Source organism: Pseudomonas sp. PDM24, from assembly GCF_019218905.1.
GTDB lineage: Bacteria > Pseudomonadota > Gammaproteobacteria > Pseudomonadales > Pseudomonadaceae > Aquipseudomonas.
Genome location: NZ_JAHUWR010000004.1, coordinates 100,684 through 127,649, shown reverse-complemented (window position 1 = coordinate 127,649; position 26,966 = coordinate 100,684). Strand labels below are relative to the sequence as shown.

Here is a 26,966-nt window from a genome sequence, read left to right as displayed (position 1 = left end):
ATTTGAAAAGAAATCCATGATTATCGACCTCTACGGATTCGGCCCGGCGCTCGCCGCTGGTGCGCTGATGACTGTGAAACTGGCACTCTCGGCCTTGTGCCTGGGGCTGGTGCTCGGTCTGCTCGGCGCCTTGGCCAAGACTTCCCCGTACAAGCCGCTGCAATGGCTTGGCGGCACTTATTCCACGCTGGTTCGCGGCATCCCGGAATTGCTCTGGGTGCTGTTGATCTACTTCGGCACAGTCAACCTGATGCGTGCCTTGGGCGAGTTCTTCGGCAACCCCGACCTCGAACTCAACGCCTTCGCCGCCGGCGTGATTGCGCTGGGGCTGTGCTTCGGCGCCTACGCCACGGAAGTGTTTCGCGGTGCAATTCTGGCAATCCCAAAGGGTCACCGTGAAGCCGGCGTGGCCCTGGGCCTGTCGAAATTTCGCATCTTTACCCGGCTGATCATGCCGCAGATGTGGCGCATCGCCCTTCCCGGCCTGGGCAACCTGTTCATGATCCTGATGAAAGACACTGCGCTGGTCTCCGTCATCGGCCTGGAAGAAATCATGCGTCACACACAAATCGGCGTGACCATATCCAAGCAACCGTTCACCTTCTATATGGTGGCCGCCTTCATGTATCTGGGTCTGACCATTCTGGCCATGACCGGCATGCACTTTATGGAGCGACGTGCCGCTCGCGGCTTCGCGAGGAGCACCCAATGAACTGGGAAGTCATCATCAAGTGGCTGCCAAAACTGGCTCAGGGCGCGACGCTGACCCTGGAACTGGTGGCTATCGCCGTGATCGCCGGGTTGCTGCTGGCGATTCCACTGGGCATCGCTCGTTCGTCGCGACTCTGGTACGTGCGGGCATTCCCCTACGGCTACATCTTCTTTTTCCGTGGTACACCGTTACTGGTTCAGCTGTTCCTGGTCTACTACGGCCTGGCGCAGTTCGACGCGGTGCGTAACAGCTCGATGTGGCCCTACCTACGCAGTCCGTTCTGGTGCGCCACGGCGACCATGACCCTGCACACCGCGGCCTATATCGCCGAGATCCTGCGCGGCGCGATCCAGGCCATTCCACCGGGCGAGATTGAAGCGGCGCGGGCGCTGGGCATGTCCCGGGCCAAAGCGCTGTTCTACATCATGCTGCCGCGTGCGGCGCGCATCGGCCTGCCGGCCTACAGCAACGAAGTGATCCTGATGCTCAAGGCCAGCGCCCTGGCCAGCACCGTGACCTTGCTGGAATTAACCGGCATGGCTCGCACCATCATCGCCCGCACCTACTTGCCGGTGGAGATCTTCTTCGCCGCGGGCATGTTCTATCTGCTGATGGCTTACGTGCTGGTTCGTGGCTTCAAGCTGCTGGAGCGCTGGCTGCGCGTCGATGCCTGCCAAGGGCGTTGATTCCTGCGTGCTGACGGGCGAGCCCCTGCTCGCCCGTTTCACCGCGCTGGATGCTTTTCTGATCGAGCATCAAGCGCTATGGAAACCTCGACCGTTTACCCACCTGCAACTGCCTTGGGAAGCGTCCTACCCGGAGTTGGCGCTTTGGCTACGCGGACGGTCACTGGAGGATGCGGAAAGCAGTCATAACCAACCTTGTTTGCTTGATGCGCCGGAGCCATTTGCCTCATTGGCGGCGATGTCTGCTGACCTGAGCACGGTGGGTGAATTACCAGCTCGTACACTTGAAGCGGCAGGTCATCGATTGAATGTGGATGTGCCGGGACGCAAATGGCAGCAGATTGAAGCGTTCGCCGGTCGCCTGCAGTTTGCTCATGCACCGACGCATTGGCTGGATTGGTGTTCGGGCAAGGGCCATTTGGGGCGACGCCTGTTGCAAACCGGGCAACAACTGACCTGCCTGGAGTTCGACCCGGCGCTCGTCGCCAGCGGCCAGGCACTCAGCCAGCGTCATCAGTTGCATGCGCTGCATGTCGAGCAGGATGTGCTCGCGCCAGGCACAGCCTCCTTATTGAAAGCCGATCACACGCCCGTAGCGCTGCACGCCTGCGGTGATCTGCATGTGCGGCTGATCCAGCTCGCCAGCGCCGCCGGTTGCAAACAACTGGCCATCGCACCGTGCTGCTACAACCGGATCAGTCTGGACACCTATCAGCCGCTTTCCTGTGCGGCTGAGCGCTCCCACCTACGTCTCTCCCTTGATGATCTTGCGCTGCCGATGAGCGAAACCGTCACCGCCGGCGCTCGCGTCCGACACCAGCGCGACACCTCCATGGCCCGGCGTCTGGCGTTCGACTTGCTGCAACGGCAACTGCGCGGCGTCGACGAATACCTGCCAACCCCTTCCCTGCCCAGCGCCTGGCTGGACAAGCCTTTCGCCGATTACTGCCGCGATCTGGCAGCACTCAGAGACTTATCCACAGTTGGTGCCCCAGATTGGACTACACTCGAAACCGCCGGTTGGCAGCGATTGGCCGAAGTGCGCAACCTGGAGCTGCTGCGAGGCCTTTTCCGACGGCCGCTGGAGCTGTGGCTGGTACTTGATCGGGCACTTTTCCTCATTGAACAGGGTTACGCCGTTCGTCTCGGCACCTTCTGTAAAACTCCACTCACGCCGCGCAATTTCCTACTCCTGGCAGAACGTCCTTAAATAGCCACAGCCTGTGGATAACTCTGTTGATGGAATTATCGTGGATCCAATATCCGCGCCGTTTTACGCCTTAAACACTGCTGGTCATTTTTTGTTCACACAAATAAAAAACCCGCAAAACAGGCATTTGCGGACAAATGAGAACGAGTCTACAAAATCGTAATGAACAGGCAATCGCCCCTAGCCCATTGTGCATAAGCATTTCATCAAAACGACATAACCGCCGAATACCGGACATCCATAGCGGAAAATTGCACCTTGCAACGTCCCTTGCTATACACGCATACAAGGACGCCGACAGTGCGGACATGAACAAGAAAAATCTGACCGACAGGATGCAACCGTGACGTTCATTTCTTACGCCCAGAATTTCGAAGACATCCGCCTGTGGCGCGCCCTCAAATACGTCGAAAATGGCTTTTATATCGATATCGGGGCCAACCACCCCACCCAAGACTCCGTCACCAAGGCCTTCTATGACCGCGGCTGGACCGGCATCAACGTCGAACCCATGCCAAATTATTACGACGCCCTGTGCGAGCAACGCCCCAACGACATCAACCTGCAATGCGTGGCCGGCGAAAGTGCCGACGACCTGACCTTTTACGGCATCGCCGGCACCGGCCTGTCGACCCTTGACCCGGCCCTGGCCCAGCAACACAAAGACGCCGGTATGGACGTGCGCAGCCAAACCGTCAAATCCCGCACCCTGGCCTCCATCTGCGAACAACACGCCGGGAACCGTCCGATTCATTTCTTGAAGATCGACGTCGAAGGCCACGAAGAAACCGTTCTGCGCGGCATGGACTTCACCCGATGGCGACCGTGGATCATCCTCATCGAAACCCCATGGGAACGCGACCAGACCTGGGAAACCCTCGTCACCGGCGCCGGCTACCAGTCCATCCTGTTCGACGGCATCAACACTTACTACCTCGCCGAAGAACACCTGGCCCTCAAACCCGCCTTCGACATCCCGCCCTGCAACCTGGACGAATTCCAGTTCTGCCGCGGCCACAACTTCAGCCACCCCATCACCGACGCTGAAAACCACCTCGCTGCCGCCCTGCAACGCGCCGAACACGCCGAAGCGCAGTTGCGGGCGATGCAAAACAGCCGAGCCTGGCGTGCCCTGCAGAAACTCAAGAAAGTGCTGGTTCGCGCCTGACCAAACGCCTGCGTAAAAATAGTCTGAATTCAGGGGTTTACAGAACCAACCCAATCGCTATAATCGTCGCCCTAACATGCCGGTATAGCTCAGTTGGTAGAGCAACTGACTTGTAATCAGTAGGTCCCGGGTTCGACTCCTGGTGCCGGCACCATACAAGGTTCCAGAGAAGGCTTTCAAAATCTCTGAAACCCCCGAAAAACCCGCCTTCTGGCGGGTTTTTTCGTTTTGGGGTTCCATCGGTTTCCGTCAGAAACTGGTGGATTCCAACCGTTTTAAGGGTAGAGTTTGGGATACAGGTCACTTCGATAAAAGGGAGTACCCTTATGTCGCGCACCACAGCTCCGCTCTCCGACGCAGCTTGCCGCTTGGCAAAACCTACAGACCGCGCCTACAAGCTTTTCGACGGCGATGGCCTCTATCTCCTAGTCCAACCCAATGGCCGCAAAGGCTGGCGGCTCCGTTACGTCAAACCTGACGGACGGGAAGGACTGACCTCGTTCGGCAACTACCCCGTCATTGGCCTCGCCGATGCGCGCCGCAAGCGCTTGGAGGTCAAGCGAATGCTGGCGGATGGCATTGATCCCATAGAGACCAAGCACCAAGCCAAGGCGGAAGCTGTGATCAAAGGCAGAACCTTTGAAAGCGTTGCGCTGGACTGGCACACGGAAATGTCGGCCAAGTGGGCACCAGGCCATTCCAAGACAGTGATGAGCCGCCTCAAAACCCACGTATTCCCGCTGATCGGCGCAAGCGCCATTGTTGATCTCGACACCCATGACCTTATGCAGCCCTTGGAAGCGATCAAGAAGCGCGGAACGATCGACGTTGCTTTAAGGGTACAAAACTACCTGCAGAGCATCATGCGCGAGGCAAAGCGCCTCCGGCTTATCACCATAAACCCTGCTTACGATCTCGAAGGCTCGATCAAAGCCCCGCGGGTGGTACATCGCCCCGCTCTACCCTTATCGCGACTGCCGGAACTGCAGGAGCGGATCGACACCTATAAAGGCCGGGCACTTACCCGTCTGACGGTGATGCTGTCGCTGCATGTGTTTGTACGCTCCAGCGAGCTGCGTTTCGCACGCTGGAGCGAGTTCGACCTCAAGCGCGGCACCTGGGAAATCCCAGACACTCGGCCAGCGCTGGAGGGAGTACCCTTTTCCACAAGGGGTACGAAGATGGCCGGGGACATCCACCTTGTACCCTTATCACCGCAAGCGGTGGCCTTGCTTGAACAGATCCACGCCCTCACCGGTAAGTTCGACCTGGTGTTTGCAGGCGATGCCAAGCCCTGGAAACCCATGTCCGAAAATACCGTGAACAACGCGTTACGGACGATGGGATACGACACCAAAACCGATATCTGCGGACATGGGTTTCGTTCGATGGCCTGCAGCGCACTGATCGAGTCAGGACTATGGTCCGAGACTGCCATTGAAAGGCAGATGAGCCACAAAGAACGCAACAACGTCCGCGCCGCTTACATCCACAAGGCCGAGTTCATCGAGGAACGCAGGCTGATCATGAACTGGTGGAGTCGGTATCTGGAGGCCAACCGGCAGGAGCATGTCACTCCACACGAATTCGCGAACCAGACCGGAGCGAACGTCACTCGCCTAAAAGCAAAACGTGGCGCAACCGAGTAAGCGCTCGGTCTTTATATCTCAGTGATTCGCTTGTCCACGCGGGTCCATCCAAACAGGGCTGCAAAGCCGCCCTGCTTGGATGGACCTCACTTAAAAAATCTAAAGCCCGCGCAACAGTCTGTGGAAAACCACTGATTTCCACCGGTGGATAATTTCATCCACAGCCGCAGAACTCCCGAAAATTCGAGTCTTGACCCGAATTATCCACAGGCGTAGAAAAGATAGGGCAAAGCGCTGTCGTCGACAGCAACCCCAGGTAGCCAGAACCTTTGAGGCTACGCCACACCGTGGTGGTTCTCCCAAAGTGCGATTAGCGTCCGGCGGCTCGCACGGTCACAGCGATGTGATGGATGCCTACTTTTACCAGCGTGCCCACTGCGGCAACTCATTCCCTTTCATAGCCGCCCTGCAGCAACCTATCCGCTTGGCCATTTCCTTGCGCCAACCTGCGCCCGTCTCTTTCTTCCGGAAAGAGACGGGCGCTCCTACCGCTGCTGCAGCCCAACTCGTCCAAGGCTTTGCGGCATTCCCCCTCGTGACAATCGGCGTGACAAATACCGAAATCACCAGTAACAGCGATGTAGATGATGGTGCCGCAGCCCACGGAATGGACTGCACCTGACTGACAGTCAGGCACGCCCCGGTCATCGCTTCACTGCCTTCACCCGACTCAGGATCTCGCGGCATTGGTCTCGTCAGCCAGTGCAGCCTCCACCCGCCCACTTCTTCGGGAGTGCTCAGGAGGCCAGATCATGAGATGCCCAAGCTCCCGGTCGTAAAGAGCCGCCAGTCCCGCGTTAGTGGACAACCCTCACAGGTCGCAGGGGCCTCGATCCCTGATAACACTCAACATTCGTGGCGGGATGACGTGGGGATTGGCTTTAAAGGTTTGGCTTCAAGAGGAGTTTGATCATGGCACTGGTGGGCAGGCGAAATGGGCGCAATTTTGGCTATGGGCGACAACTGAGTTACGCCGGACCGCAAGCGCTAAAAGATCTATTTGGCGACGGGCATTACGGCACGGTCAAGACGTACAGTGATCGCTGGCAGGCGTTTGTGCGCTGGTGTCGGTCGGAGGATGGGCCCGGGTTTAACGATGCGCGGCAGATTGATCGGCAGACCTTGTTAGACTACGCCGGACATCTACGTCAGCAAGTTGAACAAGGTGAGTTCGCCATCGCCACCGCGCAAAACCGATTGTCCAGCGTGAACCGGACCATGGCTGCGCTTCGCGGTGATCAGTATGTGAAGGTCGTGAGTCCGAGCAAGGCGTTAGGAATGCGGCGCACCAGTGTTCGTCACTCGGTGCCGCAAGGCCAAGACCGCGAACACGTCAAGCAGATCGTCGACGTGCTCTGCGAACACCAAATGCCGCGCACGGCGGCCATCGCTCAGTTGGCGCGAGCCACAGGCATGCGCTTACGCGAGGCCATTTTGGCGGACCTACCCCGTCTAAAACATGAAGCCAAGCAATTCGGCAAGATCAACATCCAAGACGGCACCAAAGGCGGCCGTTCAGGCGCGTCAGCACCTCGTTGGATTACGGTAGATGATCATATTCGTAACGCACTGAGGTTTGCCGAAAAGGTCTCGCCCGACGGTAGCCGCAACCTGCTTGCACCGAACGAACGCTACCTCGATTTCTTGCAGGGAATCGTCCGCCCGGCACGGGACATCATCCATCAGCACGACCTCAAAGGCTTCCACGAATTGCGGGCAGCCTATGCGTGCGAACGCTATGAGCAAATCACCCAGCATCCTGCGCCCATCAACGGTGGCAGCTACTACCAACTCGACCGACACCTCGATCAGAAGGCCCGAGCACAAATCAGCTATGAGCTGGGGCACGGTCGTATCGATGTAGTTTCTGCTTACATCGGGAGCCGAACATGAGCAAGCCATTCGATATGGAACTGTTCCTCGAAGGCGTCCTGACCGGATCGAATAGCACACGCCAACGTCATATACGCCAAGCTAGATTAATTCAGAACGCGATTGCAGGACGGTGGCAACGAGACAACCCTTGGACATGGCAGCGAAAGCACTTGGAATGGTTTCTAAGGTACATCCAGGCGCAGAAAGCCAAATCCACAAGGTATTACTACGAGTTAACCGTAACATTGGTAGCTCTGCGCTTGGGAAAACCGTGGGTTTTTGGTCATGTTACCAAGGTAAATAGGCCCCATCCCGACTGACGGTCCTAAGTGGAAATCCTGAACTGTGTGGCGTAAAATCAAATATCGCGGATCCCAGACACAAGGCCCATCACTGCTACCTACTCTGGTCAATGCCCCACCTTGCACCATGAAGAGTCGTATCCCATGCAACTCCACTCGACCTCCATCGACAGCATAGCGGTATCGAACCCAAAACTTTATAAAGATCCTAAATCGTCGAAAGAGTCAAGGATATTTCCGTACTACGCGGGCTACTCCAGCGAATTCTCAAATAATCTGCTATCAACACTCGGATTGAGCCAAAACTCCATTATTTTCGATCCTTGGAATGGGAGCGGAACGACCACACGCTCGGCATTTACTAATGGTTTTGATTCTATTGGTTTTGATTTAAACCCTTCCATGGTTTTGGTTGCTAAAGCACGATTGCTTTCGCCGCTTGAGCACCCGAGCCTAGTTGCTATAGCAAAATCACTAGTTGAACAAGCGCGCATCACTACTAGTTCGTACAAGGGCAGTACGAGCGATCCACTATTAAAATGGTTCTCCGCGTGCAGCGCGACACCAATTCGAAATTTAGAGTCAAAAATCAATAGCTTTCTTGTTTCAAATGACGCATATGTGAAACTAGATAATAATCTGGCGATGGATCTAGTTTCGCCGTTAGCCGCTTTTTTCTACGTATCACTATTCCGGACTGTGAGAAAACTGCTTATCGACTTCATCCCATCCAATCCAACATGGGTAAAGCATCCGAAAACAAAGCTTAATCGTAAGCGTCCTTCGCTGGACTCAATCTTCACGGCCTTTATAGAAGAAGTCAAAATTTTGATTTCTCGGGAAAGCTCTTTCGAAGCTATCTCCAGAGATGCGGAATCAAGCGTTAAGCTTCAGATTGGTAATGCGGAAAATATTACACTGCATGACAATTCAGTCGACGCCATCGTATCCTCACCTCCCTATTGCACTAGAATCGACTATGCCGTATCCACTACTATCGAATTGGCAGTAATTAGATGTGAGCAAAGGGAATTCGACCTACTTCGTAGAGGCCTTACAGGCACCTCAACTGTCGAACGAACCGCGAGCCCCGTTGATGGCAAATGGGGAACGACATGCGTTAATTTCCTAGACGCCTTATATAATCATCCTTCTAAAGCATCAAAAGGATATTATTTCAAAAACCACTTACAGTATTTCGCTTCTTTATCACGCTCGCTCAGCGAAATCTCCCGAGTTTTGAAACCAGGGAAGCTCTGCTTCTTGGTTGCACAAGATTCCTATTATAAAGAAGTCCATAACGATGTCCCAACGATAACATCTGAAATGGCAAGCGCGTTCGGATTGGAGATTGTCCGTCGTGAAGACTTTAAAACATCACGCTCCATGGTTGGCGTGAATCTAAAATCAAAAAAATACCTTAACAGTAGAAATACAACTGAAAGCGTGCTGTGTTTTCAAAAACATTAAAGTATTCCTGATATTTTTATGAAGCGCATCATCCAATTGCTGCAGTGATAGAGAGAAAACAGATGAACGATTCAAACATTGCAGACAACGATATTGTTGACATGGAACCAGAGGGAGAAGGGCTTTCAGGTTTCGAAAAAAAATATAAAGCTCAGATGCGCCAGATTGTCACCCAAAAACTTGACATCCCTATTTCTACTCTACCTTCAATGCTTGCAGACAACATAAAAATCAACCCTGAGTTCCAACGTCGTGATCGTTGGGATGAGGAGCGTCAATCCCGTCTAATTGAATCACTCCTAATGAACGTCCCGATTCCACCGGTGTTTTTGGGAGAGGATGAATATGGGTTTTATGTCGTTTTAGATGGCAGGCAGCGGCTTACTGCAATACAGAATTTTCTAGACAATACGTTAACCTTGAAGGGGCTGGACGTCTGGGATGACTTAAATGGACTCCGATTTAATGACCTCGTCAAAAGAGGGCTGGACAAACACCTCACGAGACGGTTCCTGTCAGCTATTGCCTTACTTAATGAATCCTCATCAGCCATTAAGTATGATGTCTTTGACCGCCTAAATACAGGTGGCGTCAAAGCTAACGAGATGGAAGTTAGGAATGCTGTTTTTAGGGGGCCATTCACTGACGCTCTACACAAGCTTTCACGACATCCCGAGTTCTGTAAAGCATGGGAAATTCCTGTTGACGCAATTGAGGCTCAATCGAACCCAATATATCAAAAAATGATCGATCTTTCGATTGTTTTGCGATTTTTCGCTTTGTCTGATCCCGAAAAAATGGATACTACATTCAAGGATTTCCTTAGCGAGTTCATGGAAGAGCGCAATAAGCTTTATATAGCGGATCCAGACTTAGCAGTAAAAGATGCAGAACGCTTCGAACGCGCTGTATTGAATAGTGTCACCGTTTTCGGAAAAAACTCTTTCAGAAACCCTTCAAAAATGATGAAAGGCCCTCCATCTCTTCCTATTGCTGAAGCGATAATGATTGGCCTCTCAGATTATGAGCCTGCCTTAATCACTGAAGAGATCGCCACAAATATAAAGGCCGACTTTTCAAAGCTATGCAATGACGCAGATTTCCTTAAAGCTATATCAAGCGGCACAAATGGCAAAGGCGCAATTAAAACACGAATCAATAAAGCAAGAGCGATGTTCAGCTCACACCTAAATAAGAAAGCATGAGCTATGACTAACTGCTTTGTTGCTACAGATGAATTTTTATCCTCTTTAGACACCATCGAGACAGTTGCCCAATCGCTCTCCTCTCCAGCAGCTCTGAAACCGAGCCAACTTGCCAGCACAAACGCAGTTAGCTGCTCCATTATCGTTCTGCTGTCCGGGTATTTTGAGAGCTACTTAAAGAATGTTATTAAAGAGCATATTGAGTCAATTAACGACCTCAATAAACCCCTGACTACAATACCGCTTAGCATGCAGCTAAAGCACTATTCCGGAGGGGCGGACGCCTTAGTTTCAGCGAGTAAAAAAGACAAAAAACTCAAATCAACATCGATATCCCAAGACCTCACCAGGCGGCTTGGTTCGCTTGACCAATCCAAATACTATCTTGCTTGGGAGTCTTTTGCTAATACAAAGTCCAATCCCGGAACGGATACAATTTCGATGTTGCTTTCAGGGCTTGAAATCGAAAAGGGATGGAATTTGATAAACGATTTAAATAAATCTCACGGTCGACTTGATATGTTTTTAACATCCTTCATCGAGATGCGAAATGTATGTGCTCATACCGGACGCCATCAGACACCGCCTTCCGGCGCCGACCTAATAGATTATATTGATAGGTTTAGAGCATTAGGCGAATGCATAGACATGACGATTGGCGTCCGCCTTGCGCAGTTCTCTTAATCATAAGAACCTCACTACAATAACTTCAAAAAGGGTATTTTTTGAGATAGTACGTAAATAAATAATAAAAAAAACCTTAATTTACCTTGTGTTAGCTAATTTTTCGACTCCTGGTGCCGCACCATACAAAACAAAGCCCTCGCAGAAATGCGAGGGCTTTGTTGTTTCTGGGGTTGGAGAATCTGCTTCCACCCGACCTTGATAGCCCCACCAAATTCGCCTGCGCGCCTGCCATTACACATTCGCTTCAGCATGACGTTGACGAGCGACTGCACCCACCTGAAATGCACACCAATACACCCACCAAGCCTAGGTTGGCATCGTCAGCATGCTCAAATCGTGCGGGTCTTTTTTGCTCGAACCAGGGATACGACGATTTCCATCTGGGAAAATAAAGTTGTCCCTTTTCCACTTCTCAGAGGTTGTTGTTCCCGGATGCCGCTCCTGCGTGGGTCCCTTTGCCGAGCAAGGGGGCGGTTTCCACTTCCAGCATCAGAAGCACCATTTCCGTCAACTCGGCGTCGGACTTCTGTCCGGCATAGAGGTCATGGAGTGCTTTGGCGAAGGGGATGCGCAGGTCTTGGTTTTCTTCGCGGGCGGTATCGCTGTATTGCATTAGTTCGCTGATGGCTCGCAGCACAGCCGCTTGCCACCGAGCGGTGGTCCTAAGACCATCGCTGGTGATTGCAATCAACTTATCCTTCGTCAGTTGGCGAAGGGCAGGTTCGCGCAACGGCTTAAGCGGCTTTGGGTTGCGAGTGATCTTTGACATACCGGACGATACTCAGCGTTTCCTGCCGGAACTGCTCATAATCGATCTGCTGGGCGTTAATAAAGGTGCTGCCCATCATGGTCAGCGAGCCCATAAAGCTGGCTTCGGAAATTTCCTCATCGCTCGCGCCAAACAAGCGCGCGGCTTCGGTATGGAACAGGGCGCAATACTTGCAACGGGTCGCCCCGGAAACCGCCAGACCTATCAACTCCTTGTACTTATTAGGAATCTTGGTATCCGCCAGCCAGAAGTCCCGGGCCACGCCCCAGAATCCGATCGCTCCGCCTTCCGGCATCTGCTTGATCCACTCCGGTACCAGACCCAGGGTTTGCTCAATTTCCTGATAGGTATCACGAATGGCCATTTGACACCTCCTTACCTCTGGAGAGACATCTGCTACAGAGATACAACTAGTTTAGTTCGCTGGCGGCCATGCCAGAGCCGGCAGCAGCACGACTCCAGCAATGAATTCTTAAACATCGTAGAAACAACAGGATGGATTTAGTTTTTTTGGACGCAATGACGTACCACTAAGAACCTGAAGTTATAGAACTTGGCGGGTTTGCTCTGAACGCTCGTAGATGCGAATCCCGTCCGCATCGCAAGCGCTAAGCACTTAACTGTTTAATCCAGTCAAGGCTCGCAACAGTGGCACCGGAAGGACGGTATTCACACCCGATCCATCCTGTGTAGCCACGCTGCTCCAGCGCGGCGAACAAAGCTGCGAAGTCGACGTTCCCTGTTCCCGGTTCGTGACGCCCCGGGCAGTCGGCAATTTGCACATGGACGGTTCTGTCATAAAACCGAGCCAGAACATCTGCCGCATCTCCGGTCAAAAGCTGGGCATGGTAAAGATCGAGAATCAGCCCGACACTCGGAAAGGTCTCCAGCACCTGTTGCGCCTTGCTGAAGTCAGACATGTAATAGCCCGGCATCTCTTGCGTACAAATTACTTCGATAAGCGGCCGCAATCCCTGATCCTCGAAGTACTTGACGGCATACTCCAGGTTGCCTCCGAAGATAGGTCCTGCGTCATCCTGCGTCGTAACACCAGACATGATGTGGACATTCGAACATGCCAGCGCCTTTGCATAGCGGGCGGCCTGGAGCAAACCGTGGCGAAACTCTTCTTCCTTGCCCTGCAAGGCAGCGATGCCTTTGGTAACGCCCGCCGGTGCGGCGAACTGAATCAACGGCAGACTGTATTGCGCCAGGTGGTCTGCCAGGAGGCTCGCGTCGAATTCATAGGGCGACGGGAACTCCACTGCCCGAAAACCCGCTGCGGCGGCGGCTTCGATGCGTTGCAGAAAAGGCAATTCATTGAATTGGAAACCGAGATGAGCGTTGAACTTGAGCATTAGATAAATATCCATCCTTGGGAAGAAATGAAATCATCAGCCTGGAGCATCCTTCGCTGCTCCAGCACTGCATCAAAACAAAGCCCTCGCAGCAATGCGAGGGCTTTGTTGCTTCTGGGGTGTAAATCAGGTCTCAGTGACCGGCACTCTGCCCGCCATCAACATGCAGAATCTCCCCGGTGACAAAGTTGGCGCTGTCCAGATACACCACAGCCTGAGCAATATCGTTGATCTCCCCCATGTGCCCAACCGGATGCAAACTTCCCAGTGCTTCGTGAGTTTCCTCACCATGCATCGGCGTCTTGATGATGCCCGGGGAAACCGCATTCACCCGAATGCCACGCTTGGCGTACTCAATGGCCAAGGATTTGGTCGCCGCGTTCAACCCACCTTTGGTCAATGAGGCCAACACCGACGGCACACCGTCAATCGCGTGGTCCACCAGGCTGGTGGTGATGTTGACGATGTGGCCGCTGCCCTGTTTTTCCATCTCGGTGATCGCGAGTTGGGTGATGTAGAAGAAACCATTCAGGTTCACCGACAGCACCGCGGCATAGTCCTCAGGGGTGTAGGCAGTGAATGGCTTGGCGATGAAGATCCCGGCGTTGTTGACCAAGGTATCGATACGGCCGAAACGTTCGATCGTTTCACGGATGACTCGCTGGGCGATCGCCGGGTCGCCAATGTCGCCGGCAACGGTAAGGATGTCCGGGTCGGTGGATGGCTGGATCGAACGCGAAGTGGCGACAATCCGGTAATCGAGATCACGGAAGGCCTTGACCATGCCTGCGCCAAGACCTTGAGAGGCGCCAGTAATAACGATGACTTTTTTCGAATTGCTCATGATGAACCCTCTACTACTGAATGATGGTTTTGACGGACGCGGTCATGACTGCCCCTGCGCTTCAGCCAGTTGCTTGCGGTATTGGGTAGTGGTGATCCCGGCATAGCCCCAGTTATCGGTGTCGACTTCTTCGATCACGATGTGGGTCAGGTCCGGGCGTTTGTTGAGGACGCGTTCCAGGGTTTCAGTGATTTCGGCGATCACCTGAGCTTTCTGCTCGGAGGTAACGCCATCGCGGGTGATGCGTACGCTTACGAAAGGCATGAGGAATCTCCAGTGGCCCTCTCATCGGGATGATGGGGAGGCGTTGGAGAGGAATGTATGAGGTTGGGTCAGGGGGATAAAGGTGGGGACGGGAACATCATTAGTGACGTGGTGTAATGAGTTGCCGGGAACACATCATCATGCGCAGACTATTGAAAAGAGATTTCCGCCCCCCAAAAAAGACGCCGACACACGGTCAAATACACCCGTTGACACCCGCGTCACACGGGAAGAAAATTTAATCGAGAGCGCGAAACCGACTGCCTTCAGGTGGCGATAGTCGATGTAGGAGCCCCGTTGATGACCTGAAAATCAGCGCTCGGGTAAACCTCTCCTCCCCTGCTTGAGGGAGCACAATATCAAGCACCTATTCACGAAAGCAGCCTGATCAGGCTGCTTTTTTTTGCCTTGGAAAAAGGTTTAGCTGCTGCCAAAAAACGCCCACACCTCCCCCCATCCGGGCCTTTTTTGCCCCCTGATCACCTACCTGCCACCAAAACCCCGATCCTGTGTAAGCCTCAAACCATCGGACGCAGAATCATTTCGCTACTAAACTCGGGACAAGCATGCTCAGGTGCAGGATCATAGCCAGCACGCGACCGACGCCCACCCGGCGGCCAGGTACACAACAATAGCCAGCCCACTTCAGAGGGCATTACCCAAATGGATAGCAGAACCTTACGTAACCTCATGCGCATTGTGCAGACCGGCTCATTGTCGGCGGCGGCAGAGCATTCCTGTTTGACCGTGCAGGCATTGGCCGCGCAGTTGAACAAGGTTGAAGAGCAGTTCGGTTTTCGGTTGTTTCGTCGCTCCAACAAGGGGCTGACCCTGACAACGCAGGGCACGGAGCTCACGCCCTACATGGACAAAGTGTTGGTCGCCACGCGGCAACTGGAAGAAAAAGTCGCCGCGCTCAAAGTGCCTGGGCAGCGCACGCTCAAGGTTGCGCTTAACACCACGCTCTCGGCCGACTTCAACCGGCGAATGATCGGACGCCTCATTGAGGTGTTTCCTGATTATCAACTGGAATTCAGCTACGCCGAGTCGATGGAAAACCTCAGCAAGTTGAAGAATGAGGATTTCGACCTGGCCGTGCTGATCGGCCCGCAACAACCGGGGTTACCCAGCATTGCCCTGCCCCATGTACAGGTGCAGGTGGTCGGTGCCCATTGCGGTCAGGAAAACGATCCGCTGATGCTGCTCGGCAATAAGTTTCAGGTTCGTCCTGCCGATGATTGTCCGTATTCCCACAGCTTCTTGCGTTTTCTCGACGCCGGCCTTGGTAATTACGAGTCAGGCAAGCGGATGATCTATTCCTGCAGCGAGACCCTGACCCTGTCGTTGATCACACAAATGGACGGCCTTGGCATGGTTTCCCGTGAAGCGGCGCTGCGTAACGGCCTGACCATTTTCCCGGGTTTCGAGGATTCCCTCGAAGTGCGGTTGGCGGTCAATAATCCCGAGTTGTCGGGCCAGGCCTTGAACGACGTGGTCGCTCTATCACTACATGAACGACCCGAGCGCAATGTACGCAGCCGTCCCAACCGCCACACTGAGAAAGAGGTTTTTGCTGAAATACGCACATAACAACGTCGGAATCGCTGCATAGAATTCCGGGCGATCGAGCTGCACCTGCTGATCCTTGATCAACAGCGGCGTAAGGCTGATTGCAGCGACGATCGCCACCGGCAGGTATTCCAGCGCCCTGGCGACGAAGGGCGGCCAATGGTCGGTGTTCACTTGCAGCGGCAATGCACGCGGCAGGAACGTCACGGCCATCATTAGCACGACGACCAGGATCAGGAACGTTTGGTCAGGCATACACCCACCCCGCAGCCCACGAATGTGGCGATGAATACGTTGAAGGGTGAGCTGCCGATCAGGCTCAGGACACCCATGCAGGCGACCGCGGCCAGTGCGGCGATCAGTTTATTGCGGGTGTTGCACAGCGATACCAGCACGTAGAGCATCATCGCGGTCAGCGCATAGTCGAGCTGATATTTGATCAGGTGCGCCGCGTACTGCGCGCAGATTGCTCCCAGCAAACCACCCAGTACCCACGACGTGTGGCAATACAGATTGAAGCCAATCAGATAACGCACATTGACCGGCGTGCCCTTGCCCAGTTTGACGCTGTGGAAGGCGAACGATTCATCGGTCAGCCCGCCGGCATAACACCAGCGCTCGAGACGACTGAGCCCCATCGCCTGCAAGGCCTTGGCCATGTAGACCGACATCAGCATGTGCCGCGCATTGATCAGAAACGTAGTGAGGATGATGGTGGTCAGCGACGCGCCGCTGGAGATCAGCGCCAGGGCGGCGAACTGCGAGGCACCGGCGTAGACGAACAGGCACATCGCGACCGGCAGCCACACGGGCAATCCGGCATTGACGGCCATCAAACCGAACACAAACGACACCGTGAAGTAGCCCGCAATAACCGGGCTCGCTTCAGCAAACGTGCGCGAGGGCTGGGGCTCGACCATCAGCGGCTGGCTGCTGGACGTCTCATTCATAAGTCCCTCTCAAAGGTCGTTTCGCCACGCGGCTCGCAAAAGCCCTGGGCACTCCAAAAACGTTTGCCGGCAAGGTTAGCATCGTCAACGAACAGGAACATCCGCAGCACACCGACCCGTTTCATGTCTGCCGACGCCGCTTCCACCAGGCGCTGACCGACGCCCTGGCTGCGATACACCGGGCTCACCGCCAAGTGATTGATGGTGCCACGGCTGCCGAGCATGCCGCCCAACACCGCGCCGACTACTTCGCCACGGATATCGAGCGCGAGGAACGCCGCAGTGGTTTTTTGCACCAACACACCGCGCAGGCATTTGGCGTCCTGCCATTCACAGAACGACACTTCTTCGAATTGCCGAAAGAAGCACTCCAGGCGCTGGGCATCCTTGGCCGTCGCGCGCTGCAGCATCACCGGTGCAGGGCACTCAGCGATGTGCAACATGGGGTCTAGCTGTTCAGCGAACAATGTCGAAAGCGGTCCCGGGCCGCGAGAAGGAAATGGCCAGAATCTGCCGATAGGCCATTTCGTGAGCGTGGGTGTTGCGTGCCGGTGTCACGTAGTGACGCATGTCGCGATCGAGGAAGTAGGTGGTGTCGAGGATTTCCAGATAGGTCGTCGCCGCCAATTGTTCCTCTTGGGGCGAATACAAACGGCTCTCCGCCCCATCCACGTTATTGCGACCCCAGAAATGCACACCGCTGAACGGATAACCGTCGCAATGAATACCTTCAGGGGTAATTTCCAGTTGCTTGCCTGGCTTGATTTCGATGCGGATCTGATGGATCTGGCATTGCCAGATTTCGTCGTGCAACTCCGGCGGCAATACGTTCTTGTACACCTCGAAATCCGCATCGATGAGGCTGCGCATCACCGGCGAATTGATGACTTCGTTGGAGAAATCCTGGAAGTGCCGCTCCAGTCCGCCGACGTAGCTGTTGTTGGCCTTCGATTGCACGTAGGCGCGGTGTTCCAGCTGCGTCAAGTCACGGGTGACCGGGTTGTATTCGAAATCGCTGTAACGACGGAAACGCATGCCCGCATCGGCCTGGCCGTAATAACTGTCCGGCTCCATGCTTTCCCAACTTTTGGTCAATCTGACGAAGTCGGAAAAATGACCGAACAGATTAAAGTCAGCTCCCTGGACGTTGACATATTTGTCGCGCCGTAGCGATTCGCCAACTTCTCTGTTTAAAACGATCATTACTAGGTCTCCGCTGCATTTAGCGGCTTAATCTAGTAGGTGCAGGATTTGCGGCCCATGAGAAAGAATTTCAGGCATATCAAGCGTTGATTGAAACGCAGTATGAAGTTGCTTTAATTCGACTTTCCGCGATCGAAAACAGCCATTTTTTGTATTTTCCTACGGTCATGAGGCGAAAAAAACCCTGAACCAGTCAGGGTTTTTATCGAGTCTGAACAACTCAGCCGATCATCAGAAGATGTTGATCGGGTAATCCACGAATACGCGCAATTCGTTGCCGCTGACGTTGTACTCGCTGGATTTGTGCGACACACGCAGGATCGAGCTGCGCACCTTCACGCTCAGGTCTTTGGCCGGGCCACTTTGCACGACGTACTTGAACTGGTTGAAGATCTCGCGCTCGGTGCCGCCTTCGCTGGTGGAGGTGGTGATGTTGTCACCGCGCACGTAGGCAACGTTGTAGCTCAGGCCAGGAACGCCGAATGCGCTGAAGTCCAGGCCATAGCCCAACTGCCAGCTGCGTTCGTCTTCAGCGTTGAAGTCAGACCAGTAGGAATTCGCCAGATAGATGGTGTTGCCACCGTCGCCGACGCGACCTTGATCCTTCTGGTAGCCACCGTAGGCGTAACCCAGGTTGCTGTCGCCGGTACTGCGCTGGTGAGCGAGAGTGAACGAATGCGGGCCGGTGGCGAAGGTCGCTGCCAGGCTCCAGATCTTGTTGTCGTCGCCGGTAGCACCGCTTTCACGGACGTAGGAATCGTCCAGCTTGGTGCGGTAGCCGTTGAAGTCCAGCGTCAGGGACTGATCCTTGTCGATCGGGAACACGTAGTTGGCGTTCACGTACTGTTTCTTCAGCACGTCTTCGACGTCGGACGCGTACAGCGCGGCCTTGAACTGTTCGGTGAACTGGTAACTACCGCCCAACACGTTGATCGACTTCAAGCCACCGCTGTCACGGCCTTCAGCACTTTTGCGCGATTCGGCGGTGAAGCGACCGGCGTTCAGTTCCAGGCCTTTGATCTCCTTGGAGGTGATCAAAGTACCGGTGTAGCTTTCTGGCAGCAGGCGCGAGTTGTCATAGTTCAGCACCGGCAAGGCTGGCATCTGGTCGCCATGGGTCAGCGTGGTGCTGGAGAGACGGAACTTGACTGCCGCGCCACCCTTCGACAAGTCGTCCGCCGCGTTGCCGCTGTCGCCCTGTTTGAAAAAGTCGATACCACCGGCGCCGCTGCGGCCTTTGCCGCCATCCAGACGCAGTGCGTACAGACCGAAAGCATCCACACCCACACCAACGGTGCCTTGGGTGAAGCCGGACGAGAAAGTACCGATCGCCGCTTGGCCCCACTCGGCTTTGTCCTGTCGGCCGTCCTTGTAGTCACGATTGATGTAGGCGTTGCGCAGCAGCACTTTGAGGCTGCTGTCTTCAACAAAACCCTTGGATTCGGCCTGGTCGTTAGCCATAGCCTGAGTGGCGCTCAACATCCCCAATGCGATCAGGCTGATTCGCTTGTTCAACATGTTATTTTCCTTATTACGGGTTGATACGCGCTGTGTCGAACCACTGAAATGGCGCTATCGCGCTCTTTTTTCACCCAAAAACAAAAAGGCCCGCCCACGAAAATTCGCGGCGGGCCTTTTATTGTTTTGTGAGTCATGGCGGTTAGCCACAGGCGTGGGGCGCATCCTATCTGCGCCCTTAATAAGGTGTCAATTTCAGGAATCGTCTGTGAATAGGCGAAAATCGTCTAAGAAATCACTTGTCAGCGATAGCCAATTGCACGGTGTGGCTGTCGACGAATTGTTCGAAATGCGTGACTTTGCCGTTGGCCAGGGTCCACAAGTGAGCGACCCGAGCATTCATCGGGCGCCCGGTGGCTTTGTAGATTCCGCTGTAATTGCCGTAGGCAAACACCTTGTCGCCCTGTGCGACGTAGTGCTCGACCTTGAACTGAAAATCTTCCCACTCGGTGGCCAGGCGCTTGAACACGTTTTCGACGATAGCGTCGAAACCGACATAGGTCCCGGCGTACGGGAAACCTGCGGCCTCAGTCCAGCGAGCGTCATCGGCCAGTGCCGCGGCGGTATTGCGAGCGTTCTCCTGGGAGTTGGCGCCTTCGTAGGTGCTTTTAATCAGGCTCAGGTTATCCATGGTGACTCCAGGTGAATTCAATGGGCGCAGCCGTCGAGGCCACAGGTTTGAAACGCGGATGAAGACTCTTTCGCCGCAAACGACTGACCCAGCCATTGGGCGAAGGCTTGCGGCTTGCCGAACCATGGGCCGATGTCGACCAAGGTGAATTGGCCATCCTGTTCCATCGCAAAAGTCGGAAAACCCTGTCCACCGACCTTGGCCAGGAGTGCGCGGCTGTCCTTGATATGGCGCTCGGTGTCAGCTTCATTAAATGCCTGTTGGAACGCCTCGGGTTCAAGGCCGGTCTGTGTGGCGAGTTCCAGCAGCACGGCGTTATCAGCGATGCGTCGACCTTCCATGTAATGAGCCGTCTGCAAACACCCCAGCAATGCTAGCCCGCAGCCAGCGATCTGCTCGGCTGCCAGCACAGCGGCAATCGGCGGCGCGGAATCGAACACTGCCGTCTCATCGCGCAGCAAACCTTCAAAATACGCCTCACCAAACGACTGGCCGGTGTACTCGGCGATGCGTCGGTCATGGGGCATGACGTAATTGCGCAGTTGTGACGAAACGGTCTGGCGGTTGGCGCCGGTCATCATGCCGCCACCGTGGGCGATTACCGGCAGCACGCTTTGGGCGGCCTGCACCAGTGGCTTGGCGCCGTAACACCAGCCGCACAATGGGTCGTAAATGTAGTGAAGGATCATGGGAAGACTCCGGCAACAAAGTAGGAAAACTCAATGCCGGCAGGTTAATCCCCAGACAGTTTCGGAAAAACGCTGGAATGGCTTTCAGTCTGTTTCATGAATCGGTCGAATACTTTCTGTTTCCGCCAGGTTATGGCCGATATGACCGGAACCTATATCTTCTAAACAATGCAAAACCTTGTGGGAGCGGACTTGCTCGCGAAGGGGCCATCATGTTCAACATCTTCATTGACTGACATATCGCTTTCGCGAGCAAGCCCGCTCCCACATTTGATCTCTAGTGTTCATAAAAATCTTCGCCCATAAAAAAGCGCCGCCTTCCCGGCAGCGCTTTTATCAATCCGTTGTTTTTCTTCTTATCCTTCCATCACATCCCACAGTGCGTCCAGTTCCGCCTCGCTGAATAAACCAGCAGGGTAGCGCTCGATCATCATCCGGCGCGGATCAGGTTCTCTGATCTGACGCGTTCCATTGGACTTCAACCATTGCGCCAAGACCTGGAGCGATTCGCTGTTAACTGCCAGGGGATGCATTGCCCGCTCGCTCACGACGTTCATTTCGGCGTTCATCTCAGCGCTCTCTCCTGGTTTGTGAGCGGCTAACTTATCCAAGGTTTATGACAGAACATCGAAGTTCTCTCCCTCCCCATGTTGCGCCATCGAAGATACAAGAGCTGTGCCAATGTTTTCGAAGTGTCGACAAGTGGATACAAAAAAGCCCGCAGTCCTGATGGGCTGCGGGCTTTCTGTGAAATAACGACGCTAAATCGTTGCTCAATCGATTCTTCAATCAACTCAAGCTGTTACGACCTCACTCACTCCTTGTGCGGCGCGGGTTGTTGTTGGGTAAGGCAGTGGATGTTACCGCCCCCCAGTAACAGTTCGCGACCCGGCACCATGACCACTTCATGCTGCGGGAACAAAGCCTGCAAAATCTCTTTGGCCGGACCGTCCAATGGGTCGTCGAAGCTCGGCGCGATAATGCCGCCGTTGACGATCAGGAAGTTCACATAAGAGCCGGCCAGACGAACGGTCGGATTGCGTTCCTGAGTGCCATCCACCGGATCGACACCTGCGCACTCTTCTTCGGTGGCATACAGCGGCCCCGGAATCGGCATCTTGTGCACCGTGAACGGGCGCCCCTTGGCATCGGTGCTGTTTTGCAGCACGTTCATTGCCGCCTGGCAGCGCGGGTAGTTCGGGTCCTGCGGATCGTCGGTCCAGGCCAGCAGTACTTCGCCCGGACGCACGTAGCAGCAGAAGTTATCCACATGGCCGTCGGTTTCGTCGTTGAACAAACCGTCCGGCAGCCAAATGATTTTATCCACAGCCAGATTAGCGCTGAGCACCGCTTCGATTCGCGCACGGTCCATGTGCGGGTTGCGATTGCGGTTGAGCAGGCACTCTTCGGTGGTAATCAGGGTGCCTTCACCATCGACATGGATCGAACCGCCTTCGAGCACAAAACCTTCGGTGCGATAGCGCGGGCTGCGCTCGATTTCGAGGATCTTGCCCGCCACCTGCGAGTCACGGTTCCACGGCGAATAAAGACCACCGTCAAAACCGCCCCAGGCATTGAAGTCCCAATCCACACCACGGACTTCGCCGCGATTGTTGATGACGAACGTCGGGCCAGTATCCCGAACCCAGGCGTCATCGCTGGACATCTCCACCAAACGAATATTCGGCACGTCGAGACGGGCGCGAGCATTTTCGTACTGGCCGGCGGAAACCGCCACAGTCACCGGTTCGAAACGCGCGATGGCCTTGGCCACCGCCACGTGCGCGGCTTGCGCCGGTTTGCCGCCCAGGCGCCAGTTGTCCGGGCGCTCGGGCCAGACCATCCAGGTCTGGGTCTGTGGTGCCCATTCGGCGGGCATGTAAAAGCCGTCGGTGCGAGGGGTACTGTTCAAAGTGGTCATGGTTCAGGACTCCAGGGAACCGTCGAGGGTTTTGATCGCGCCGTACAGGTTCGGGCGACGGTCACGGAACGAGCCCCATGCGCTGCGGATGTGCTCCAGCTCATCGAGGTCGAAACTGTGAACCAGAATGCCTTCTTCTGTTTCATTCAGCTCCTGGACTTTCTCGCCAAACTGGTTGGCGATGAACGACGAGCCGTAGAAGGTAATGTCGTAGCCGTCCTGCTCTTCGTTGCCGATGCGGTTGCTGGCAATCAACGGCATCAGGTTGGCGCCGGCATGGCCTTGCTGCACGCGCTGCCAATGGTCGCGGGACGAAATGGTCTTGTCGTGTGGCTCGCTGCCGATGGCGGTCGGGTAGAACAGGATTTCTGCGCCTTGCAGCGCCATGCTGCGGGCGCACTCAGGGAACCACTGATCCCAGCAGATGCCCACGCCGATTTTCGCGTAGCGGGTATTCCAGACTTTGAAGCCGGTATCGCCCGGGTTGAAGTAGTACTTTTCGTGGTAGCCAGGACCATCCGGGATATGGCTTTTACGATAAATCCCGAGGTTGCTGCCGTCGGCATCGATGATCGCGATGCTATTGAAGCGTGCGCGGCCGGCCAGCTCGTAGAAGCTGATTGGCAGAACAACCTGCAATTCTTTGGCGACCTTCTGGAAATGCTTGATGGCGACGTTGTCTTCGACCGTCGTGGCCAGCTGCAGGTAGTCAGGGTTCGGTTTCTGGCAGAAGTACGGTGCCTCGAACAGCTCCTGGATCAGGATGATTTGCGCGCCTTTCGCCGCAGCCTCACGGACCAGCTTTTCAGCGGTCTCGATGTTGGCTTCAAGGTCCCAGGAACAGGCCATCTGGGTAGCGGCGACGGTAACGATACGGCTCATGAATCATCTCCTGGGCAAGTGTGAAGGTCGAGGGTGGCATCGACCGATGACAGAAAGAGGCAGCACCGGGCGTGGTTCATCCACACCGTGGGCAGTGGCGACTTTATAGCCGATAAAAATCGGCTTTTAAAGCGATAAATATTCTTTTCGTCGGAAAATTCTCACTTAAACCCGATAACAATCGATATTAATGTATGTCTTTATGACGCCTTCGCGGGCAAGCCTCGCTCCTACAGGTCCGTGTCGTGCGCATATTCCGCGAACGACATAAATCCGTAGGAGCGAGCGGTGCGGCGATCCGACTTGCCCGCGAAAGCGATCTCAAGTCTTACAACCCCTCGTCCAACACCTTCGACAGCATGTCGACAAAGAAATCCACGCTCTGACGCGACGTAACCATCGGCGGCTTGATCTTGAGAATGTTCAGGTAATCGCCCGTCGGCTGCATGAAGATCCCCAGCTCACGAAGGCGATCGCACAACGCTGTGGTTTCTTCGGTCGCGGGCTCCAGGGTTTCTCGATTGCGGATCAACTCCACGCCCAGATAGAAGCCGGAACCATGCACCGCGCCCACCAACGGATGCTGGTCAATCAACGCTTCAAGACGTTCTTTGAAATACCCGCCCACAACCTGCGCGTTCTCCCAGAGTTTTTCTTCTTCCATCACATCCAGCACCGCCATGCCGATTTGGCAACTGACCGGGCTGCCACCGGCCGACGAGAAGAAGTAACCCTCGGCCTCCAGCGCTTCGGCAATTTCCCGTCGGGTAATGACTGCGCCCAACGGTTGGCCGTTACCCATGCCTTTGGCCATGGTGATGATGTCCGGCACCACGCCCTGCTCTTCGAAACCCCAAAAGAATTTGCCCATGCGGCCGTAACCGACTTGCACTTCATCGGCGATGCACACTCCGCCCTGAGCGCGGACCAGCGCATAGACCTGCTTCAAATAGCCCGGTGGCAGCGAGATACCGCCGGCATTGCCGTACACCGGCTCGCAGATGAAACCGGCCAGTTGGCGTTTCTGTTCGGCAATTTTTGCCAGGTTATGTTCGACGCTGCGCAAGTAGTCCGGTGCGCTGTCGATGCCACGAAATTCACCGCGATAGGTGTTCGGCGCGGTCACTGGATGCACCCAGTCCGGACGGCTGCTCAAGGCCTTGGGGTTGTCGGCAATCGAGGTCGAAACCGCGTCCGCCGCGACTGACCAACCGTGATACGCCTCCAGCACGCTGAGCATGTCGCGACCGCCGCTGTAGGCCCAGGCCAGGCGGATCGCCAGGTCATTGGCCTCGGTGCCGCTGTTGACCAGAAATACGCGATCCATGTTGTCCGGTGCCAGCTTGAGCAAACGCTCGGAAAACTCGGCAATCGCCGCGTAGTGAAAACGCGAATTGGTGTTGAGCAACGACCACTGCCGGCTGGCGACGGCAGCCATGCGCGGATGGCCATGACCCAGGACCGCGACGTTGTTGAGCATGTCGAGGTAAGAACGACCCTGCATGTCGATCAGGTGATTGCGCCAGCCGCGCTCGATGCGCGGCGGGTCGACGTAATAGTGCTTCTGGGAGCGAGCGAAACTCGCGTCACGGCGGGCCAGCAATGTCTGCGGGTCGAGTTCTTCTTCTGCATCACAGGCCAGGCCCAGCAACACGGCAGGTGAAGGACACAACGCCTGCCAGGCTGCCGCGCGCGAAGGTGTGCAAAACAACGGCGCATCTAGCTGAGCGCTTCGGCACAACTGCACGATCAACGGCCCGTTGACTGAGCCCAGCACCTGGCCTTTGACCAGCGCCGCGCTACTGCGCACCGATGGGGTCACACCCCACAATCGGACGCTGAGCTCCGGGCCGTCCAGTTGCAGAAAATTCTCCCCTTCGATATGGATAACCCCGGCGAACGGCGCTTCGACCGCCGTGCCGTCGGGTACTCGCAATGCAACATGTAACGGGAAAGTATCCGGTTCACTGGCGCTGTCCGGCCGAGTGCGGGACAGACGATACTGGCCATATCGACTGGCCGCCAGACCGTGAGCCGCGGCGGCCTCAGTCAGCAGACGTTGGTCGATCCCCTCTTGCTCCCAGTTACCCGCCTCGAAATGCGGACTGAGCACGCCCAGATCGATCAACGCAAATTCACGCCCCACCAGACTCGGCAACAATGGCGCGAAGCTTTCACTGCCGATGCTCGGCAGGCTTTGACCGACGGCGGTAAGAATCGCCGCCTCCATCAACTCCAACGGCACCGACGTGGCAACACGGAAAATTTCCCACTCATGGGTCAGGTTGTCGCGACTGTACTCATTGCCCGGATCAATGCTGACCTGCTGCTCGCCACTCAGCACCAGCACTGCCGAGCGGGCGACGATCAGCGGCCAGAGTGCCAGCAACTCTTCATGCTGCAACGGATTGACCGCGTGATAAGCCCGAACCGCCGGCAAAATGCAGAACGGATCGCCATCGGCATGGTGCAGCAGCGCGGCGCAGGTCACCGACAGATCGGTGATCCGCCAGGTACGGACCAGGTCGCCGAAATCGATGACGCCCTGCAACTGCCATTGGTGCTGCGAATCCCGCTGCCAGACTACGTTGTCGTCGGTGATGTCCATGTGAATCGCCTGCACCGGCAGCTTGTCCACCAAGGGCTGCAAATGGCGCTCGGCCTGTTCGGCAGCTTCAGCAATCAACCTTTGTTGTTGCTCATCCTTGATCACCGGCAGCAGATGCGCGATTAACGCATTGGCGTGGCGAGCGTCCCATTGCAGGGTGCGCTCAAGGCCTGGGTGATTGAAACCGGCCAGCGCCAGGTCCATTTCGCCGCAGAGCCGACCAAAACCGGCGACCACTGAATGGCTTAGATGATTGAGGTGCGTCAGGGGCTGGCCGTCGATGTAATCAAGCAGGCGCACGTGCACCGCTTGGCCGCCGACCTCAAGTGAGAGCAAGTCTGCGCCATTTTTGGCAGCAATCACTCCAGGCACCGGCACGCCGGAATGTTCAGCCAGATGCTTGAGCCCTGCGTGTTGGGCTTGCAGCTCCAGCGCCGAGTAATCGCCACGACAGATTTTCAGGACAAAACGCCCCTGCTCGCTGTCGACGCGCAAATTGAGATCCTGCTGGCTCCCAAGAGCCTGCAACCGCCCGCTCAGCCCGTAATGCTCTTTCAGCAGCTCTATCGCTTGCGCCGCAGACACCTGCGGGCTGGGCAGACTGGCGCGGTGAATCAACGTGGCGAGCGGCATACAACGACCCCTGAAATTTTATTAGGCGCTTATATCGCCACTGCTTGGGGCGATACGCAACCCCCTTCCTGGTTGGCGCAAATCAAATGCCCGCGCAACTCTCTTCATCGCCCCACTCGCACCCGCCGCCACTTTGCGTAAGAATGTCGGCCATTAACGCCTA

The 26,966-nt window shown here is 55.4% G+C and carries 26 protein-coding genes and 1 tRNA gene; 11 read left to right on the top strand and 16 right to left on the bottom strand.

The window, feature by feature from the left end:
• Positions 1 to 16 precede the first annotated feature (16 nt).
• The 10 genes from KW837_RS15200 (at position 17) to KW837_RS15155 (ending at position 10,961) form a co-directional block, all read left to right on the top strand.
• Complete coding sequence (locus tag KW837_RS15200; protein WP_008068748.1) at positions 17 to 712, top strand: ABC transporter permease; 696 nt, start codon at positions 17 to 19, stop codon at positions 710 to 712.
• Positions 709 to 1,398 (top strand): ABC transporter permease, encoded by a 690-nt coding sequence (locus KW837_RS15195; protein WP_123498398.1) that lies wholly within the window; start codon positions 709 to 711, stop codon positions 1,396 to 1,398. Before KW837_RS15200 ends, KW837_RS15195 begins: the two co-directional genes overlap by 4 nt.
• On the top strand, positions 1,379 to 2,608 hold the full coding sequence (locus KW837_RS15190) for a methyltransferase (protein WP_218396932.1): 1,230 nt from the start codon (positions 1,379 to 1,381) through the stop codon (positions 2,606 to 2,608). Before KW837_RS15195 ends, KW837_RS15190 begins: the two co-directional genes overlap by 20 nt.
• 343 nt (positions 2,609 to 2,951) lie before the next feature.
• The gene (locus KW837_RS15185; RefSeq protein WP_218396930.1) at positions 2,952 to 3,776 is read left to right on the top strand and encodes an FkbM family methyltransferase; all 825 of its coding nucleotides are present in this window, start codon (positions 2,952 to 2,954) and stop codon (positions 3,774 to 3,776) included.
• A gap of 78 nt (positions 3,777 to 3,854) precedes the next feature.
• A tRNA-Thr gene (locus tag KW837_RS15180) sits at positions 3,855 to 3,930 on the top strand.
• A gap of 172 nt (positions 3,931 to 4,102) precedes the next feature.
• Positions 4,103 to 5,425, top strand: a complete 1,323-nt coding sequence (locus KW837_RS15175) for an integrase arm-type DNA-binding domain-containing protein (protein WP_218396928.1) — start codon at positions 4,103 to 4,105, stop codon at positions 5,423 to 5,425.
• 912 nt (positions 5,426 to 6,337) lie between these two features.
• The gene (locus KW837_RS15170; RefSeq protein ID WP_218396926.1) at positions 6,338 to 7,318 is read left to right on the top strand and encodes an integrase domain-containing protein; all 981 of its coding nucleotides are present in this window, start codon (positions 6,338 to 6,340) and stop codon (positions 7,316 to 7,318) included.
• 428 nt (positions 7,319 to 7,746) lie between these two features.
• Positions 7,747 to 9,072 (top strand): DNA methylase, encoded by a 1,326-nt coding sequence (locus KW837_RS15165; RefSeq protein WP_218396924.1) that lies wholly within the window; start codon positions 7,747 to 7,749, stop codon positions 9,070 to 9,072.
• Positions 9,073 to 9,134: 62 nt separating this feature from the next.
• Complete coding sequence (locus tag KW837_RS15160) at positions 9,135 to 10,277, top strand: DUF262 domain-containing protein (protein WP_218396922.1); 1,143 nt, start codon at positions 9,135 to 9,137, stop codon at positions 10,275 to 10,277.
• 3 nt (positions 10,278 to 10,280) lie between these two features.
• A complete protein-coding gene (locus tag KW837_RS15155) occupies positions 10,281 to 10,961 on the top strand; it encodes an MAE_28990/MAE_18760 family HEPN-like nuclease (RefSeq protein WP_218396920.1) in 681 nt (226 codons plus the stop codon).
• A 415-nt stretch (positions 10,962 to 11,376) separates the two neighbouring features.
• On the opposite strand, the gene KW837_RS15150 is transcribed toward KW837_RS15155, so the two are convergent.
• The 5 genes from KW837_RS15150 to KW837_RS15130 form a co-directional block, all read right to left on the bottom strand.
• Positions 11,377 to 11,733, bottom strand: a complete 357-nt coding sequence (locus KW837_RS15150; protein WP_256348806.1) for a hypothetical protein — start codon at positions 11,731 to 11,733, stop codon at positions 11,377 to 11,379.
• Positions 11,699 to 12,097, bottom strand: coding sequence for a carboxymuconolactone decarboxylase family protein (locus KW837_RS15145; protein WP_007939479.1), 399 nt, complete (start codon positions 12,095 to 12,097; stop codon positions 11,699 to 11,701). Before KW837_RS15145 ends, KW837_RS15150 begins: the two co-directional genes overlap by 35 nt.
• 244 nt (positions 12,098 to 12,341) lie before the next feature.
• Positions 12,342 to 13,091 (bottom strand): hydroxypyruvate isomerase family protein, encoded by a 750-nt coding sequence (locus tag KW837_RS15140; protein ID WP_218396919.1) that lies wholly within the window; start codon positions 13,089 to 13,091, stop codon positions 12,342 to 12,344.
• Positions 13,092 to 13,224: 133 nt separating this feature from the next.
• Positions 13,225 to 13,935, bottom strand: coding sequence for an SDR family NAD(P)-dependent oxidoreductase (locus KW837_RS15135; RefSeq protein WP_218396917.1), 711 nt, complete (start codon positions 13,933 to 13,935; stop codon positions 13,225 to 13,227).
• Between the two features lie 42 nt (positions 13,936 to 13,977).
• A complete protein-coding gene (locus KW837_RS15130; protein ID WP_007897514.1) occupies positions 13,978 to 14,199 on the bottom strand; it encodes a 4-oxalocrotonate tautomerase family protein in 222 nt (73 codons plus the stop codon).
• Between the two features lie 663 nt (positions 14,200 to 14,862).
• On the opposite strand from KW837_RS15130, the gene KW837_RS15125 reads away from it, so the two are divergent.
• Positions 14,863 to 15,789 carry a LysR family transcriptional regulator gene (locus KW837_RS15125; RefSeq protein ID WP_218396915.1) on the top strand — a complete coding sequence of 309 codons (927 nt, stop codon included), beginning with the start codon at positions 14,863 to 14,865 and terminating at the stop codon, positions 15,787 to 15,789.
• Here KW837_RS15125 and KW837_RS15120 read toward each other — a convergent pair.
• The 11 genes from KW837_RS15120 to KW837_RS15070 all read right to left on the bottom strand — a co-directional run bounded on the left by KW837_RS15120 (position 15,706) and on the right by KW837_RS15070 (position 26,803).
• Complete coding sequence (locus KW837_RS15120; RefSeq protein WP_008068739.1) at positions 15,706 to 16,023, bottom strand: AzlD domain-containing protein; 318 nt, start codon at positions 16,021 to 16,023, stop codon at positions 15,706 to 15,708. The two genes, KW837_RS15125 and KW837_RS15120, sit on opposite strands and share 84 nt — an antisense overlap.
• Positions 16,002 to 16,718, bottom strand: coding sequence for an AzlC family ABC transporter permease (locus KW837_RS15115; RefSeq protein ID WP_008068738.1), 717 nt, complete (start codon positions 16,716 to 16,718; stop codon positions 16,002 to 16,004). The genes KW837_RS15120 and KW837_RS15115 overlap by 22 nt, the downstream gene beginning before the upstream one ends.
• Complete coding sequence (locus KW837_RS15110; protein ID WP_192346624.1) at positions 16,715 to 17,128, bottom strand: GNAT family N-acetyltransferase; 414 nt, start codon at positions 17,126 to 17,128, stop codon at positions 16,715 to 16,717. The genes KW837_RS15115 and KW837_RS15110 overlap by 4 nt, the downstream gene beginning before the upstream one ends.
• 46 nt (positions 17,129 to 17,174) lie before the next feature.
• Positions 17,175 to 17,921, bottom strand: a complete 747-nt coding sequence (locus KW837_RS15105; RefSeq protein ID WP_192346604.1) for a 2OG-Fe dioxygenase family protein — start codon at positions 17,919 to 17,921, stop codon at positions 17,175 to 17,177.
• 231 nt (positions 17,922 to 18,152) lie between these two features.
• Positions 18,153 to 19,439, bottom strand: coding sequence for an OprD family porin (locus KW837_RS15100; RefSeq protein ID WP_218396913.1), 1,287 nt, complete (start codon positions 19,437 to 19,439; stop codon positions 18,153 to 18,155).
• 235 nt (positions 19,440 to 19,674) lie between these two features.
• A complete protein-coding gene (locus KW837_RS15095) occupies positions 19,675 to 20,070 on the bottom strand; it encodes a nuclear transport factor 2 family protein (RefSeq protein ID WP_218396911.1) in 396 nt (131 codons plus the stop codon).
• 17 nt (positions 20,071 to 20,087) lie between these two features.
• Positions 20,088 to 20,759: a DsbA family protein gene (locus KW837_RS15090; RefSeq protein ID WP_218396909.1), complete on the bottom strand. Its 672-nt coding sequence runs from the start codon at positions 20,757 to 20,759 to the stop codon at positions 20,088 to 20,090.
• A gap of 356 nt (positions 20,760 to 21,115) precedes the next feature.
• Positions 21,116 to 21,328 carry a hypothetical protein gene (locus KW837_RS15085; protein WP_192346598.1) on the bottom strand — a complete coding sequence of 71 codons (213 nt, stop codon included), beginning with the start codon at positions 21,326 to 21,328 and terminating at the stop codon, positions 21,116 to 21,118.
• A 245-nt stretch (positions 21,329 to 21,573) separates the two neighbouring features.
• Complete coding sequence (gene aguA / locus KW837_RS15080) at positions 21,574 to 22,680, bottom strand: agmatine deiminase (RefSeq protein WP_218396907.1); 1,107 nt, start codon at positions 22,678 to 22,680, stop codon at positions 21,574 to 21,576.
• Between the two features lie 3 nt (positions 22,681 to 22,683).
• A complete protein-coding gene (gene aguB / locus KW837_RS15075; protein WP_008068730.1) occupies positions 22,684 to 23,562 on the bottom strand; it encodes an N-carbamoylputrescine amidase in 879 nt (292 codons plus the stop codon).
• A 328-nt stretch (positions 23,563 to 23,890) separates the two neighbouring features.
• The gene (locus tag KW837_RS15070; RefSeq protein WP_218396905.1) at positions 23,891 to 26,803 is read right to left on the bottom strand and encodes an aminotransferase; all 2,913 of its coding nucleotides are present in this window, start codon (positions 26,801 to 26,803) and stop codon (positions 23,891 to 23,893) included.
• Between the last annotated feature and the right edge of the window lie 163 nt (positions 26,804 to 26,966).